Below are 14,073 nucleotides of genomic sequence, written 5' to 3'. Positions count from 1 at the left end.
GGCGCCTGCCGCTCCTGCCAGCCCGCCGCCGGCGCCGCGCGCGCCCGCTGCGCCTGTCGAAGCCGCGCCTGCGCCCGTGGCTGCATCGCCTGCTCCTGCCAGCGACGCGCCCCCCGCGCCGCCGCAGCCGCGTATCGTCTCGGTCGGCCCCGGCGGCTTCTTGCGTCAGGGCCCCGGTGATCAGCAGGCACCGATCCCCCCCGCTCCGCCGCGCCGCCTCGTGCCCGCGCGTCCCAGCCAGGAAGTTGCGGACAAGACCGGCCTGCTCGACCTCAACGACCGCATCTGCCGCTGGCCGATGGGCCACCCGGGCGAACCGGACTTCCACTTCTGCGGTGACAAGGTGAACCCCGGCTTCCCCTATTGCGTCGAGCATTGCGGCCGCGCCTATCAGGCTCAGCTGCCGCGCGGTCATCGCCGTCCGCCGCCGCCCATGCCCTTCGGTGGCCCCCGGGTCCGCTAAGGCGGCCGCTGGCCGAACCGGTCAGCCATGTCCGATCCGGTTCAAAAAACCGCAGATTCACGTGCCATTTGCACCCACCCGTGGTTAACCCCGGGTGGGTGCTGCCGTTCTCGATGGCATGTGGGAACAGACATCAGACGAGAACGCGCGCAAGTCGCGCTGGTGGCAGTGGTTCAGCGGCGGCGCCGAAGAATCTGCCGATGAGCCGAGCGAGGAATCCCAGGTTTCGCGCGAACTGACCGCGCGCGAGGTATGGCTCCCGGCAAAGCGGCGCATGATCAGCAGGATCGCCGATTTCCTGATCGACCACGAACTCGAAGTCCTGCCAACGACGCTGACGGTCGCCTATGAATGCGTGACCGGCGGCGCCCCCCGCCTCGCCCAGACGATCCTCGAACGCACCGAAAAGGGCCTGCCGATCACGCTCGGCTGGATCGAGGAACAGCGCGGGGAAAGCACGCACGACAAGAACGGCGAAGCACTCGCCGTGCTGATGGGCAGGCTCGAGGATAGCCTCGACGAATTCAGCAAGGCCACCAACGGCGCGCGCAATGCCACGAACGAGTACAGCAGCGCACTGCGGCAGCATGTCGATGAACTGGAAGGCGTCGGCCGCGCTGGTGTGGTGATTACCGAGCTTGCTGCGCTGACCCGTGCGATGATGGAACGCAGCATCGCGGTCGAAAACGAGCTCGCCTGCAGCGAACGCCGTGCGCAAGCGTTGCAGACCTCGCTCGAGGAAACGCGGCGGATTGCGGACATTGACCACCTCACCGGCCTGCCCAATCGGCGCGCCTTCGATCACATGCTGGAGCGCGAGATGCGCGAGGCGCGCGAAGCCGGCGAGAGCCTGTGCGTCGCCTTTGTCGATATCGACCATTTCAAGCGCGTCAACGATACCCACGGCCACCCCGCCGGCGACCGCGTGCTCAAGTTCGTGAGCGAGACGCTCAACCGTATCGCCGATGCGCGGTGCTTCGTGGCGCGCCACGGCGGCGAGGAGTTTGCGATCGTCTTGCGCAACCACACGATCGACAAGGCGTGGAAGAAGCTCGACGCGGCACGCGCGGAGATTGCCGAGCGGCGCCTTGTCAACCGCGCCAATGATACACCCTTCGGCAAGATCACCTTCTCGGGCGGGATCGCGGATGCCTTTGCCTATCCGGACAAGAGCGGGGCGCTAAAAGCGGCGGATGAAGCGCTCTATCTGGCCAAGCAATCGGGCCGCAACCGCATCTTCAGGGCCGGCGAGGATCCCGGCCCGCTGGTGAAGGCGGCCTAGCGTTGGGCGGAGCAAGCAGGAAGACGACATAGCCTGCAAAGCGACGGTCCCGCGCCAGCGCCGCCGGCGCAGTCCACTCCCCGCCCTCAACCAGCGCGATCTTGTGAGTGAACGGCAGCGTGTCGATATGGGCAAACCACGCAGCATAGCCGGGGATCGTGGTGCGCCCCTGATACGTCTGGATCACCACTTCATCGACAAGGCCCGAAAGCCGCGCGAGTTCCGCCGGATCGCCGTTCGCGCTCCAATCGAGCAGCCCGGTGATCGAAAGCCGCGTGCCCGGCGGCAGTTCGCGGCGCACTTGCTCAAGGAACGTGCGGTAGCGGTCGAGGCCAGGGGTCGCGGCGTCAAAATCGATCTGCAGCCCTTCCAACCGGTTCCCTGCCCCACGCCAACGGGCCAGCATGGTGCGGACGTCGCCCCACACGCGCGCATCCCAATCGAGCCGCTCGGTCCGCACCGTCAGCCAGACTTTCGCCTGCGCCACATGCGGCACCCCTGCCCGCATGGCGACCAGCCGCACCGGACCGCCGCGCCGGATCTCGCCGCCGAGGATATAGAGCTCGCGCGCCTGTGCGACGGCCGGTGGCGGCGGCACTCCCGCCCAGAGGAAAAACCGGTCGAAGCGCGCTGGATCGACCGGCTGCGGCGCTTCCGCAGGCTGGCACGCCGCCAGCATCGGCAGCGCCAGCAATGCCGCCCAGCCCTGCTTCACCAATAATACTTCAGCTTCTTCGCCCAGCGGCTTTTCGGAAACTCGCGCCTCAGCCGGTCGTACCAGCCTTTGCGCGCCGCGATCGGAACATCCTCGCCGCCGCAGCTGTTGTAGCCTGAGGGTCCGTAGCAATTGACCGCCCGATATAGCGCATAGGCGCGGTCATCCGGCGCGCTGCGCGGATCGGAAATGACCGAGGCGTAGATTGCTCCGCGCGCGAGGGGCTTGCCGGGGTAGTCGTTCGCCGCTCCGCCCAATTGGCCTTTCGGCGGCGCGGTATCGAGCGCGGTGAACCCGTCGAAACCATTGAGCCGCCAGAACTCGCCAAGGCACAGCCGGGCGTGGACATCCTGCGGATTGGCCGCGAGCGTCGCCGCCGTGGCGATCAGTGCGGGGCAGGCAAACCCGCCGTCGCCAGTGCGGCCCTTGGCGAAGACTCCGAGCGGCGCAATCGTTCCGGGGCCAAAGCCCCACAGCCCGTCGGTTGGCGCATCGGTGCGCGCGAGTGACTGGTTGCTGCGAAACCCCGCATAGTCGCCGCGACTCAGTTGCTTGTAGAGGAGCGTGAACAGCGCGGTATCGCGCTGCTCCTGCGGGTTGGCGACATCCAGCGCAGCGCGGCGCAGCAGCGCCGGACCAGCGGAATGCGTCAGCAGGATATCGCGCACCATTCGGTCGGTGATCGGCGATCCGGCCGCGAAGACTTGCGCCAGCTTACCATGCCGCTCCCAGTTCATGGCGAGTGCGAGTTCCACCGTGGGCCGCTGCCAGAGCGCCTTTGCCCCGCCCAGCAGTTCGAGCCAGAAGCCCGCCTCGTTCGGATCGCCCTTCGCCGCCAGCGCCTGCCCGCGCAGAACCTGCCGGCTGAACGCGAGCGGGGTGTAGCTCGCCCGCTTCGCATCGTCGGGGATCAACTGCAGCACGCGCGCATAGTCCTTGGCAACGTAGAACGCATGGTTCGCCTGCAGGAACGAATAGAGCTGCGGTGCGCGCAGGAAGCTCGCCTGCTGGCTGGCCAGCACATCCGCATCAAGCGGGGAACCCGCGACGCCCATGTCGTAGCGGTCATCGGGGTTGGCGACACGCATGGCCATGAGATCCGCCGCCGCCAGCAACAACAGTCCACCACCGCGCGGATTGGGATTGTCACTAGTGGAGAGATACTTGCCGTCCGTTTCGTTGATGAGATCGACCAGCGCCTCACCTTCCTTGGGCGCTGCGGCCAACACGCTCTCATAGCGCTCACCAAGTGCCGCAAAATCGCCCGAGAGCCACATCGCGCGCCGCTCCAACCCCCTGGCGGAATCGGCATAGCGGCCCTTGGGATAGGCCTTGAGATAGTCAGCAAGCGCCGCCTTCCCGCGCTGCGCCGCAGCCTTGTCGACCGCCTTGAGGCCGCCGAAAAAGCCATATTCGTCCATGCTGTGCACCAAGGCCTCGCCCAGCCAGGCGCGGGCGACCATGTAGCGCGCGGTTTCCGCAACCCAGGGATCGGCCGCACCGACAAGCCCAGCATAGCCCTGCGCCGCCTCGCCGTAGTGCGAGGCATAGAACGCATCGGATGCGGCCAGATAGCCAAGGAACGCCTTCCCGGGCGCGCTGCTCGCTGCCACGCCGGGCAGCACGGCGGGCAGCTTGGGATCGGCGCAGCGCGCAACCAGCTGCGCTCTCGCAGCCGTGAGGGCGGTTCGCTCGGCCTGCGGAAGTGTGCGGTTGGCCGCAAGCGCGTCGGCAAACTGAGGCGTCGCCGCGCGGAAAGCCCCGCACGGGCCATCGATTGCGTCTACCGGCGGTTCGGCAGCAGGATCGAACGCTGGTACCCAGGCCCGCGTCACCATGCCCCAATCGAGGAACGTGTGGCCGAAACCGGTCTCGTCATATTCCGTCTTGGGGTAGTCGCCCCCGCCCGCCACCGCGCCGGTGAGGCCCAGCCCCGCTGAATCGCGCAGCAGCGCCAGCAGGTTCACCCGACTGTCGTTGCCCGGCGCGATCACCACCCGGTTATGGCAGGCCTGCGCCCCGCCAAACAGCGACCAGGTGGGATCGCAGCCGACATCCGCGCAGGCCAGCGCCGCGCCGGATGAGGCCAGCAGCCCCGCCATGACCACACCCTTGGCGCGCTTCAGCCGCATCGTCTTCCCTCCCGCTTTTGACAGTCTTGATGCTCTCCCGCCACCCGCGCCAAGGCAAGAAAAAAGGGCCCGCGGTTTCCCGCGAGCCCCTGTTTCACTTGGCTGCAAGCCAGACGATCAGTCGTCCGACTTGAGGAATGCCGGCATGTGATCGCCGCCACCTTCGCCGCCGCCACGCGGACCGCGATCGCGGTCACGACCGCCACCACCGTCACGGCGCGGACCACGGTCACCACCGCGGCCACCCGGGCCACGACGATCACCGCCGCGATCACCGCGATCACCGCGCGGTTCACGCGGTTCGCGCGGCGGACGGGTGTCCTCCAGTTCAGCACCGGTTTCCTGATCGACGACGCGCATCGACAGGCGCACCTTGCCACGCTGGTCGATCTCGAGGACCTTGACCTTCACGGCCTGGCCTTCCTTGACGACATCGGTCGGCTTCTCGACGCGCTCGTTGCGCATTTCCGAAACGTGGACGAGGCCGTCCTTGCCACCCATGAAGTTCACGAACGCGCCGAAATCGACGATGTTCACGACCTTGCCATCATAGATCTTGCCGACTTCGGCTTCTTCCACGATGCCGAGGATCCACTTCTTCGCGGCCTCGATCTGGTTGATGTCGGACGAGCTGATCTTGATCAGACCCTCATCGTCGATATCCACCTTGGCGCCGGTTTCGGCGACGATCTCGCGGATCACCTTGCCGCCGGTGCCGATCACTTCGCGGATCTTCGACTTGTCGATCTGGATCGACTCGATACGCGGAGCGTGGGCCGAAAGCTCGGTACGCGCCGAACCCAGCGCCTTGGTCATCTCGTTCAGGATGTGCGCACGGCCTTCGCTCGCCTGATGCAGCGCCTTGGCCATGATCTCGCGCGTGATGCCCGCGATCTTGATGTCCATCTGCATCGTGGTGATGCCAGCGCTGGTGCCAGCCACCTTGAAGTCCATGTCGCCGAGGTGATCCTCATCGCCCAGGATGTCCGAAAGGACGGCGAACTCGTCGCCTTCAAGGATGAGGCCCATGGCGATGCCCGAAACCGGACGCTCGATGGGAACGCCCGCGTCCATCATCGAAAGGCAGCCGCCGCAGACGGTCGCCATCGACGAGGAACCGTTGGACTCGGTGATGTCCGAGAGCACGCGGATCGTGTAGGGGAACTCGTCCTTGGTCGGCAACACCGGGTGCAGCGCGCGCCATGCCAGCTTGCCGTGACCAACCTCGCGGCGGCCTGGCGCGCCGAAGCGGCCCACTTCACCGACCGAGTAGGGCGGGAAGTTGTAGTGCAGCATGAAGCGCTGATACGACAGGCCATCGAGGCCGTCGATCATCTGCTCGGCGTCCTTGGTGCCCAGCGTGGTGGTGCAAATCGCCTGCGTTTCACCGCGCGTGAACAGCGACGAGCCATGCGTGCGCGGCAGGAAGCCGACGATCGATTCGATCGGGCGAACCTGCGTGGTGGTGCGCCCGTCGATGCGCGTACCGTCCTTGAGGATGGCGCCGCGAACGATGTCCGCCTCGACCTTCTTCATGGTCTTCATCGCGACCATCTGGGTCTGTGCGCCTTCAGCGGCGAAGGCTTCCTTGGCCTTGGCACGCGCTTCGTTCAGCGCATTGGAACGTGCCGACTTGTCGGTGAGCTTGTAGGCAGCAGCCACATCGGCGCCGACGAGCGCCTTGAGCTTGGCCTTGATCTCCGCCGTGTTGTCGGTGAGGTCGATTTCCCACGGATCCTTGGCGGCCTTCTCGGCGAGCGAGATGATCGCGCCGACGACCTTGCGGATCTCGTCATGCGCAAACATGACCGCGCCGAGCATTTCGTCTTCGGTCAGTTCCTTGGCTTCGGATTCGACCATCATCACGGCCGCATCGGTGGCGGCGACGACGAGATCGAGGCGGCCTTCGGCAACCTGCGACATCGACGGGTTGAGCTGGTACTCGCCGTCCTTGAAACCGACGCGAGCAGCGCCGATCGGGCCCATGAAGGGAACGCCCGAGATGGTCAGCGCAGCCGAAGCCGCGATCATCGCAACGATATCGGGTTCGGTCTCGCCGTCATAGCTCAGCACCTGGGCGATGACGTTGATCTCGTTGTAGAAACCTTCGGGGAACAGCGGACGGACCGGACGGTCGATCAGACGGGAAACCAGCGTTTCCTTTTCCGTCGCGCCGCGTTCGCGCTTGAAGAAGCCGCCCGGGATGCGCCCGGCGGAAGAGAACTTTTCCTGATAGTGCACGGTCAGCGGGAAGAAGTCCTGGCCTTCCTTGACCTTCTTGGCGGCGGTCACCGCGCAGAGCACAACCGTTTCGCCGTACGTGGCGAGGACCGCGCCGTCAGCCTGACGGGCAATGCGGCCGGTTTCCAGAGTGAGGGTCTTGCCGCCCCACTCCAGCGATACTGTCTTGACGTCGAACATGTGTCTTCCTTCAGCCCGCCGCCCTATTGCGTGCGGGGTTTGCTGCCGGGTGTGCCGTCCCGGTCCGGTGCGGGGCACTTGTCTGGCCCCCATGGGTCCCGCACGCCGAATTGCGTAGCGGGTGCCAAATGCAAAAAGCGGCCCGCTTGGGGGCCGCTTCCTGCTTGGTTACTTGCGCAGACCGAGCTTCTGGATGAGGGCATTGTAGCGCTCCACATCCTTCTTCTTCAGATAGTCCAGCAGCGAGCGCCGCTTGTTGACCATCATCAGCAGCCCGCGGCGCGAATGGTTGTCCTTGTGGTGAGCCTTGAAGTGCTCGGTCAGGGTCAGGATGCGGCTCGTGAGGATCGCGACCTGCACTTCCGGCGAACCGGTGTCGTTTGCAGCGCGCGCGTTGTCCGCAATGATTTCCTGCTTCTTTTCAGCGGTAACCGACATTTTCATTACTCCGCGACATCGGGAAGGTTGAACCCTCGAACAACGGTCAGGCTGGAACCTGAAAGCTCGACCAAGGCCACCGGCGTTCTGCCGCTGCGCACCCAGTAAAGCCCGTCGTTATGGGGCAGCCCGTCAAGAACGCGGCCCTGGCGGACCGCCCTTGCCTGCTCGGGCGTGAGATCAAGAGCCGGGATGTCGACCAGCCCTGCCTCCAGCGGCAAGAGTATGTGTTCAAGGGGTGCGCCCTTACCCACATCGTTCAATTTGTCCAGTGAAATCGCTTGGGATGCGCCGAACGGACCCGCACGCAGGCGGCGCAGCATGGTGACGTGGCCAACTGTGCCGAGCGCATGGGCGATGTCGCGGGCAAGGCTGCGAATATAGGTGCCCTTTGAGACGTGGGCGACGAGCGTCACTTCCTCCTCAGCAGCCGCCATGATCTGCAGGCTATGGATCGTCACGGCGCGGGACTTCAGGACGACATCCTCCCCTGCCCGCGCCAGATCATAGGCCCGCGCCCCATCGACCATGATCGCGGAAAAGGCCGGCGGCACCTGCTCGATCGGCCCGCTGAAGCGCGGCAGCACGGCTTCCACATCGGCCAGAGCAGGCAGGACTTCGCTGGTGGCGATGACTTTGCCCTCAAGATCGAGCGTATCCGTCTCCGCGCCGAAGCGCACGGTAAAGGCATATTCCTTGCTCGCATCGAGCATCCGCCCGGCCAACTTGGTTGCCTCACCGATCGCGATGGGCAGGATGCCGGTCGCCAGCGGATCAAGCGTCCCGCCATGGCCGACCTTGACCTTGCCGTACCCCGCCTCCCGCAGGTTGCGTTTCACCGCCCCCACGGCCTGCGTCGAGCCAAGCCCGTGCGGCTTGTCGAGAATGATCCAGCCATTGACCATCATCAGGCGCTCAATCGAGCTCGGGCCCGGCCACCAGCATCACGATATGCTCGAACTGCGAGAGCATCCATTCCATCGGCGGACCAACCACGCGGTCGACGATATGGAGCCCCGGAAAGGCCCAGGGCAGCACGATGAACACGAACATGAACAGCGGGATGCCGAGCGGCTCGATCCGGTCGAGCAGCCGCACACCCGCCGCCGGAGAGAGCCCGCGCACGATGCGCGAACCATCGAACGGCGGCAGCGGCAGGAGGTTGAAGGTGCCAAGGAACACGTTGATCGCGATGAAGTTCTTGAGGTTATCCGCCACAAACAGCGTGCCCGCCCCCGGCGCCGCCTGCGGATCTGCACCGCGCAGCAGGAGCCCGAAAGCGATCGCCGACAGCGCTGCGAGCACGAAATTGGTCAGCGGCCCCGCCGCCGCGACAAACGCCATGTCGCGCTTGGGATTGCGCAGCCGCATGTAGCTGACCGGCACCGGCTTGGCCCAGCCGAACACCGGCAACCCCAGCAACTTGAGCATACCCGGCAGGATCAGCGTGCCCATCGGATCGACATGGCGCAGCGGGTTGAGGCTCAGCCGTCCAAGCTCGTACGCCGTCGGATCGCCGAGCAAGCGCGCGGCCCAGCCATGCGCGATCTCGTGAAACACGATGGCGAACACCATCGGCACAACCAGCGTGGCGACCAGATAGAGCGTGCCGTTCACGGGCGCGCCGCCGGATCACCTTGAGCCAGCCAGTCCTCGCGCAGCAAGCCATAGATCACGGTATCGCGCACGCGCCCGTTCCACGTCTTGCGCTCGCGGCGCATGATGCCTTCCTCGACCGCGCCGAGCTTACGCACGGCGGCGCGGCTGCGGGTGTTGATCACGTCGACCTTGAACACCACGCGCTCGAGGCCGCACGCGAAGACATGGTCGATCATCAGGCGCTTCAGCCGCCCATTGAAGCCGGTGCTGCGCAAGGAAGGCAGGATGAAGCTGTTGCCGATCTCGATCGACCACGCCGGATCGCCGAACGCGATCCACGCCGTCATCCCCACAACCACGCCTTCCAGCATCACGACATAAACGCAGCGCCCCGGCGGTCCTGCCAGCAGGCTGTCGAACTGCGGATCGAAATGCTCGCCGACATAGCAGAACGGATAGATCGCCCAGATGTCGCTGTCCTGGGCACAAGCCGCGCGAAGGGCCTCGCGATGCTCCTCGCGCAGCGGCTCGATGCGCAGATTGCCTTCCTCAAGCGGAACATAGAGCGCGGCAATGCTCATCGGGCAGTCGCCCGGCGCGGGGAGTGGCGGAAAGGGAGGCTTGTCATCGTTCCGGTGACATAGGCATTGCACCGCGAAAGCCAAGCGCTGGCTGGACCAAAGCCGCACGAAAAAGTCCGGGAATGAACGGGGTGTCCCATCCGTTGTCCTTTCCGTCACCGTCCGTTCAGATGATGCCAGCAAGAAGGATCGGCATGTCCTCTCCCTATTCCCGCCTGCTTTCGCTGTTTGCTGCGCTCGTGCTGGTGGTGTTTCCGGCAGCAGCCATGGCCGGCGACCTGCGCTATGTCGTCGACCGCAGCGCGAGCCGGGTCGATGCCAAGGTCGCCTTCTTCGGCATTGCCAGCAAGACGGCGAGCTTCCCTGACATGTCCGGCACGTTCAACCTCTCCTTCTCCGATCTCGAAGCGCTCGACATGGTCGTCGATATCGACGCGCGCACGCTCACGACCGGAGATTCGCAGGCCAAAACGCTGAAAGGAAAAAGCTTCTTCGATGCCGCCCACTATCCCACGGTGCGCTTCGTCGGACGGCGCATCAAGATGACGGGAGACAAGACCGCCGATGTCGAAGGCGATATCACCGCGCGCGGGGTCACCCGGCCGATCAAGCTGGCAGTGACCTTCTCGGTCCCGCCATTTTCCACCGGCGGCACGCAGCCCATCTCGATTGTCGGAACCGGCGAGATTGACCGCCGCCAGTTCGGGATGACGGCCTATCCCTTCATCATCGGCTCGATGGTCAAGGTCACCATCCGCGCGCGGATGGTTCCCGGTTAATCCTGATCGATATCGCGCGCCACGCGCGGATCGGACAGCAGCGCATCGATATGGCTCGCAACGTCAAAGCTTTCGTCCGCTAGGAACTTCACCTTGGCGGCATATTTCAGGCGCAAGCGCTGCGCCACTTCCTTCTGGAAGAACGCGGTATTCGTCCGTAGCGCCTTCAGCACCGCCTCCTCGTTCGCGCCAAGCAGCGGCTTGATATAGGCAGTCGCGTGGCGCAGATCGGGCGACATGCGCACTTCGGTCACCGAGACCGAATGCGCGGTCAGCACATCGTCATGCACTTCCTGCCGCATCAGCAGTTCGGACAGGATATGGCGCACCTGTTCGCCCACCTTGAGCAGGCGGACCGAGCGGGTCTCCGGGGATGCAGGCTGCTTGGCCATGATACGTCTGTCCTTAGCCCATCTTCGCGAGAATGCGCGCCAGCGAGCGCACGTTGCGCGCCGTACCGCGCCGCCCGAGCCGCCGTTCGAGGAACGCCCCCGTCAACCTGCTCGCCGCAACACCGCCGACGTAGTCAATATAAAGCGCGCGGGGGCCGATTGCGAGCCGTTCGGGTCCGCGCCCGGCCTGATCCTCCACCAGAACACGAAACTGCGCCGGATCGACTTCGCCATCGAGAAACACGGTGTGGACTTCGGCGTCCGCCCCGTGCCCGGTGAAAGGATTGTCTTCCACCGCGCTGCGCACTTCTTGCGCGCTGCGAACGGCGACGAAGCTGCGCATATCGAACTTGGCCCGCACAAGGCGTTCCAGCTTTTCCTCGAGCCCCTGTGTAGGCCGCTCGTCATGGTCGAACAGCACATTGCCGCTGGCGACCACTGTTTCGATATTCGCCAGCCCCTCGCTCTCGAACGCAGCGCGAAGCTCCGCCATCGTCAGCCGGTTTCCGCCAACGTTGATGGAGCCGAGGAGAGCGACGTAGCGAGGCATTCAATTCTCCCCCCTCCCGCCTGCGGGAGGAGTCGGGGGTGGGTTTGCAACGTCACGGTATGGAACAACGTGGCCTCGCGGCCACGCGCCCACCCCTACCCCCTCCCGCAAACGGGAGGGGAATACTCACAGCGTGCGCACGCGCTCCTCGACCTCGAAGACTTCGAGCTGGTCGCCCGGCTTCACGTCGTTCGTATCGGCCAGCACCACGCCGCATTCGAGGCCCGCACGCACTTCCGGAACGTCGTCCTTGAAGCGGCGCAGCGAGTGGATGAGCGTCTGCGAAATGATGACATCGTTGCGCGTAAGGCGAGCATTGATACCCTTGCGGATGAAGCCCTCCACCACGAGCAGGCCTGCAGCCTTGTCGCGCTTGCCGGCGGGGAACACTTCCTTGACCTCGGCGCGGCCGACGACGGTTTCGATCCGTTCCGGCCCGAGCTGGCCAGCCATCTCCAGGCGGACATCGTCCGTGAGCTGGTAGATCACGTCGAAGTACTTCATCCGCACCTTGAAGCGCTCGACCAGTTCGCGCGCCTTCGCGTTCGGACGGACGTTGAAGCCGATGATCGGCGCGCCGCTCGCCTGCGCGAGGTTGACGTCGCTTTCGGTAATCGCGCCCACGCCCGAAGCGAGGATGCGCACCTTGATCTCGTCGGTCGAGATGCGGTTCAGCGCATTGATGATCGCCTCGGTCGAACCCTGCACGTCGGCCTTCACCACCACCGGGTATTCGATGACAGCCTGCTTGGCCGCAAGCGCCGAGAACATATTCTCGAGGCTCGTCGGTGCCTGCGCGGTGCGCTTTGCGGTCGCACGTTCCTGGCGGTATGCAGCGACCTCGCGGGCGCGCGCCTCGTTTTCCACCACGGTCAGCGTATCACCCGCCATCGGTACGCCGCCAAGGCCGAGCACTTCGACCGGCAACGAAGGCGGCGCTTCCTTGATCTGGCGGCCCTTGTCATCGTGCATCGCGCGAACGCGGCCCGACTGGGTGCCGACGACGAGAATGTCACCCACCTTGAGCGTGCCGCGATTGACCAGCACGGTTGCGAGCGGACCCTTGCCCTTGTCGAGCTTGGCCTCGATCACGGTAGCTTCTGCCGCACGGTCCGGATTGGCGCGCAGTTCGAGCAGTTCGGCCTGGATCAAGATCTTCTCGATCAGCTCGTCCATGCCCTGCCCGGTCTTGGCCGAAACCTCGACATCCTGCACGTCGCCGGACATTTCCTCGACCACGATCTCGTGTTCGAGCAGGCGCTCGCGGATCTTCTGCGGATTCGCTTCGTGCTTGTCCGCCTTGGTAATCGCCACGATCATCGGCACGCCGGCCGCCTTGGTGTGGTTGATCGCCTCGATCGTCTGCGGCATCAGCCCGTCATCCGCCGCAACCACCAGAATGACGATATCCGTCACGTTGGCGCCGCGCTGGCGCATTTCGGTGAAGGCTTCGTGGCCCGGCGTGTCGAGGAAGGTGATCAGGTCACCGCCCTTGGTTTTGATCTGATACGCGCCGATATGCTGCGTAATGCCGCCAGCCTCGCCGCGCACCACATCGGTGCCGCGCAGCGCGTCGAGCAGGCTGGTCTTGCCATGATCGACGTGGCCCATGATCGTAACGACGGGGGCACGCGGCTGCAGCGATTCCTCGACGTCGACGTCGGCGGCCGTATCGATATCGACATCCGATTCCGACACACGCTTGATATTGTGGCCGAATTCAGTGACGAGCAGCTCGGCAGTGTCCTGGTCGATGGTCTGGTTGATGGTGACCATCATGCCCATCTTGAACAGCGCCTTCACCAGGTCCGCAGCCTTTTCGGCCATACGGTTAGCGAGGTCCTGCACCGTGATCGCCTCGGGCACCACGACATCGCGGACCTGCTTTTCGCGCGGCTGCGACTGCCCGGCGAAGTGCGCACGGCGCTCCTTCTCGCGGGCACGCTTCAGCGCGGCGAGGCTGCGGGCGCGGGCACCCTCGTCTTCGTTGAGCGCACGGGTGACGGTGAGCTTGCCGGCCTGACGGCGGTCGCCCGCGCCCTTGTCACGCGGGGCATGTGCGGGCTTCTTGGCCGGCGGTTCGGGCCGCTTGGGCGCGACAACCGGGGTGAAGCGGCGCGGCGCGGGGGCAGCAGCAGGCTCGGCCGCAGCGGCGGGCGCTTCGGCTTCGGCAGGTGCGGCAGGCGCGGCGGCAACGGGGGCTTCAACCGGAGCCGGGGCCGGAGCCGGAGCTTCGGCAGCAGGTGCCTCGACCGGAGCAGCAGCGGGCGCTTCGGCAGGCGCAGCCGCTTCGGCGGCTTCACCGGCCTTGCGCGCTTCGGCAGCGCGGCGCGCTTCCTCGATGGCGCGCAGGCGCTCTTCCTGCTCGCGGCGATTGGCGGCTTCGAGCGCCTGAAGGCGGGCCTCCTCGGCCTCGCGCAGCAGGCGGGTCTGCATTTCCTGCCGCGTTTCGCGCGAGGCGGCGGGCGGTGGTGGCGGCGGAGCGGGCGCGCGGACCGGCTGCGGCGCGGGCGCGACGGGCGCGGCAGCGACGGGCGCTTCGGCAGGCGCGGCGGCGGCTTCACCCGGGGTGCGCGGCATCAGCTTGCGCCGCTTGACCTCGACGACAACCTTGTTGGTCCGCCCGTGGCTGAAGGTCTGCTTGACCTCGCCCGCCTCGACCGAAGTTTTCAGGCCCAGCGGCCTGCGGCCGAGCGTCGGCTTCTTGTCATCGCTCATCGA

The 14,073-nt window shown here is 65.7% G+C and carries 13 protein-coding genes; 3 read left to right on the top strand and 10 right to left on the bottom strand.

Annotation, left to right across the window (positions count from 1 at the left end; all coding sequences use genetic code 11):
- Together NSE01_RS13250 and NSE01_RS13245 are read left to right on the top strand one after the other, a co-directional pair.
- Positions 1–463: GcrA family cell cycle regulator (locus NSE01_RS13250; RefSeq protein WP_218033276.1), on the top strand; the 463-nt coding region annotated here is incomplete at its 5' end.
- A 94-nt stretch (positions 464–557) separates the two neighbouring features.
- Positions 558–1,745, top strand: a complete 1,188-nt coding sequence (locus NSE01_RS13245) for a GGDEF domain-containing protein (protein ID WP_246135205.1) — start codon at positions 558–560, stop codon at positions 1,743–1,745.
- Here the strand turns inward: NSE01_RS13245 and NSE01_RS13240 are convergent.
- The 7 genes from NSE01_RS13240 to NSE01_RS13210 all read right to left on the bottom strand — a co-directional run bounded on the left by NSE01_RS13240 (position 1,702) and on the right by NSE01_RS13210 (position 9,631).
- A complete protein-coding gene (locus tag NSE01_RS13240) occupies positions 1,702–2,460 on the bottom strand; it encodes a DUF3142 domain-containing protein (protein ID WP_246135204.1) in 759 nt (252 codons plus the stop codon). The two genes, NSE01_RS13245 and NSE01_RS13240, sit on opposite strands and share 44 nt — an antisense overlap.
- Entirely contained in the window at positions 2,457–4,592 is a 2,136-nt protein-coding gene (locus tag NSE01_RS13235; protein ID WP_147160113.1) for a PA5441 family protein, read from the bottom strand. The genes NSE01_RS13240 and NSE01_RS13235 overlap by 4 nt, the downstream gene beginning before the upstream one ends.
- Positions 4,593–4,709: 117 nt before the next feature.
- Positions 4,710–7,013 (bottom strand): polyribonucleotide nucleotidyltransferase, encoded by a 2,304-nt coding sequence (pnp, locus tag NSE01_RS13230; protein ID WP_147160112.1) that lies wholly within the window; start codon positions 7,011–7,013, stop codon positions 4,710–4,712.
- Positions 7,014–7,181: 168 nt separating this feature from the next.
- Positions 7,182–7,451, bottom strand: coding sequence for a 30S ribosomal protein S15 (gene rpsO, locus NSE01_RS13225; protein ID WP_147160111.1), 270 nt, complete (start codon positions 7,449–7,451; stop codon positions 7,182–7,184).
- Between the two features lie 5 nt (positions 7,452–7,456).
- Entirely contained in the window at positions 7,457–8,356 is a 900-nt protein-coding gene (gene truB / locus NSE01_RS13220; RefSeq protein ID WP_147160122.1) for a tRNA pseudouridine(55) synthase TruB, read from the bottom strand.
- A gap of 10 nt (positions 8,357–8,366) precedes the next feature.
- Positions 8,367–9,068: a site-2 protease family protein gene (locus NSE01_RS13215; protein ID WP_147160110.1), complete on the bottom strand. Its 702-nt coding sequence runs from the start codon at positions 9,066–9,068 to the stop codon at positions 8,367–8,369.
- Positions 9,065–9,631, bottom strand: a complete 567-nt coding sequence (locus tag NSE01_RS13210) for a GNAT family N-acetyltransferase (RefSeq protein ID WP_147160109.1) — start codon at positions 9,629–9,631, stop codon at positions 9,065–9,067. Before NSE01_RS13210 ends, NSE01_RS13215 begins: the two co-directional genes overlap by 4 nt.
- A 194-nt stretch (positions 9,632–9,825) precedes the next feature.
- Between NSE01_RS13210 and NSE01_RS13205 the strand changes: the two genes are divergently transcribed.
- Positions 9,826–10,410, top strand: coding sequence for a YceI family protein (locus tag NSE01_RS13205; RefSeq protein ID WP_170233838.1), 585 nt, complete (start codon positions 9,826–9,828; stop codon positions 10,408–10,410).
- Here NSE01_RS13205 and rbfA read toward each other — a convergent pair.
- The 3 genes from rbfA to infB all read right to left on the bottom strand — a co-directional run bounded on the left by rbfA (position 10,407) and on the right by infB (position 14,070).
- Positions 10,407–10,802 (bottom strand): 30S ribosome-binding factor RbfA, encoded by a 396-nt coding sequence (gene rbfA, locus NSE01_RS13200; protein WP_147160107.1) that lies wholly within the window; start codon positions 10,800–10,802, stop codon positions 10,407–10,409. The genes NSE01_RS13205 and rbfA overlap by 4 nt on opposite strands.
- A 13-nt stretch (positions 10,803–10,815) precedes the next feature.
- Positions 10,816–11,352: a DUF1697 domain-containing protein gene (locus tag NSE01_RS13195; RefSeq protein WP_147160106.1), complete on the bottom strand. Its 537-nt coding sequence runs from the start codon at positions 11,350–11,352 to the stop codon at positions 10,816–10,818.
- 126 nt (positions 11,353–11,478) lie between these two features.
- A complete protein-coding gene (gene infB, locus NSE01_RS13190) occupies positions 11,479–14,070 on the bottom strand; it encodes a translation initiation factor IF-2 (RefSeq protein ID WP_174812047.1) in 2,592 nt (863 codons plus the stop codon).
- Positions 14,071–14,073: the final 3 nt, after the last annotated feature.

The sequence above is a fragment of the Novosphingobium sediminis genome, assembly GCF_007991615.1.
Classification (GTDB): Bacteria; Pseudomonadota; Alphaproteobacteria; order Sphingomonadales; family Sphingomonadaceae; genus Novosphingobium; species Novosphingobium sediminis.
This window is presented reverse-complemented; position numbering and strand designations above follow the sequence as displayed.

Coding starts and splice junctions, on each gene's coding strand:
- NSE01_RS13235 (WP_147160113.1), bottom strand. CDS start 4,592: ATGCGGCTGAAGCGCGCCAAGGGTGTGGTCATGGCGGGGCTGCTGGCC.
- pnp (WP_147160112.1), bottom strand. CDS start 7,013: ATGTTCGACGTCAAGACAGTATCGCTGGAGTGGGGCGGCAAGACCCTC.
- rpsO (WP_147160111.1), bottom strand. CDS start 7,451: ATGTCGGTTACCGCTGAAAAGAAGCAGGAAATCATTGCGGACAACGCG.
- truB (WP_147160122.1), bottom strand. CDS start 8,356: ATGGTCAATGGCTGGATCATTCTCGACAAGCCGCACGGGCTTGGCTCG.
- NSE01_RS13210 (WP_147160109.1), bottom strand. CDS start 9,631: ATGAGCATTGCCGCGCTCTATGTTCCGCTTGAGGAAGGCAATCTGCGC.
- NSE01_RS13205 (WP_170233838.1), top strand. CDS start 9,826: ATGTCCTCTCCCTATTCCCGCCTGCTTTCGCTGTTTGCTGCGCTCGTG.
- rbfA (WP_147160107.1), bottom strand. CDS start 10,802: ATGGCCAAGCAGCCTGCATCCCCGGAGACCCGCTCGGTCCGCCTGCTC.
- NSE01_RS13195 (WP_147160106.1), bottom strand. CDS start 11,352: ATGCCTCGCTACGTCGCTCTCCTCGGCTCCATCAACGTTGGCGGAAAC.
- infB (WP_174812047.1), bottom strand. CDS start 14,070: ATGAGCGATGACAAGAAGCCGACGCTCGGCCGCAGGCCGCTGGGCCTG.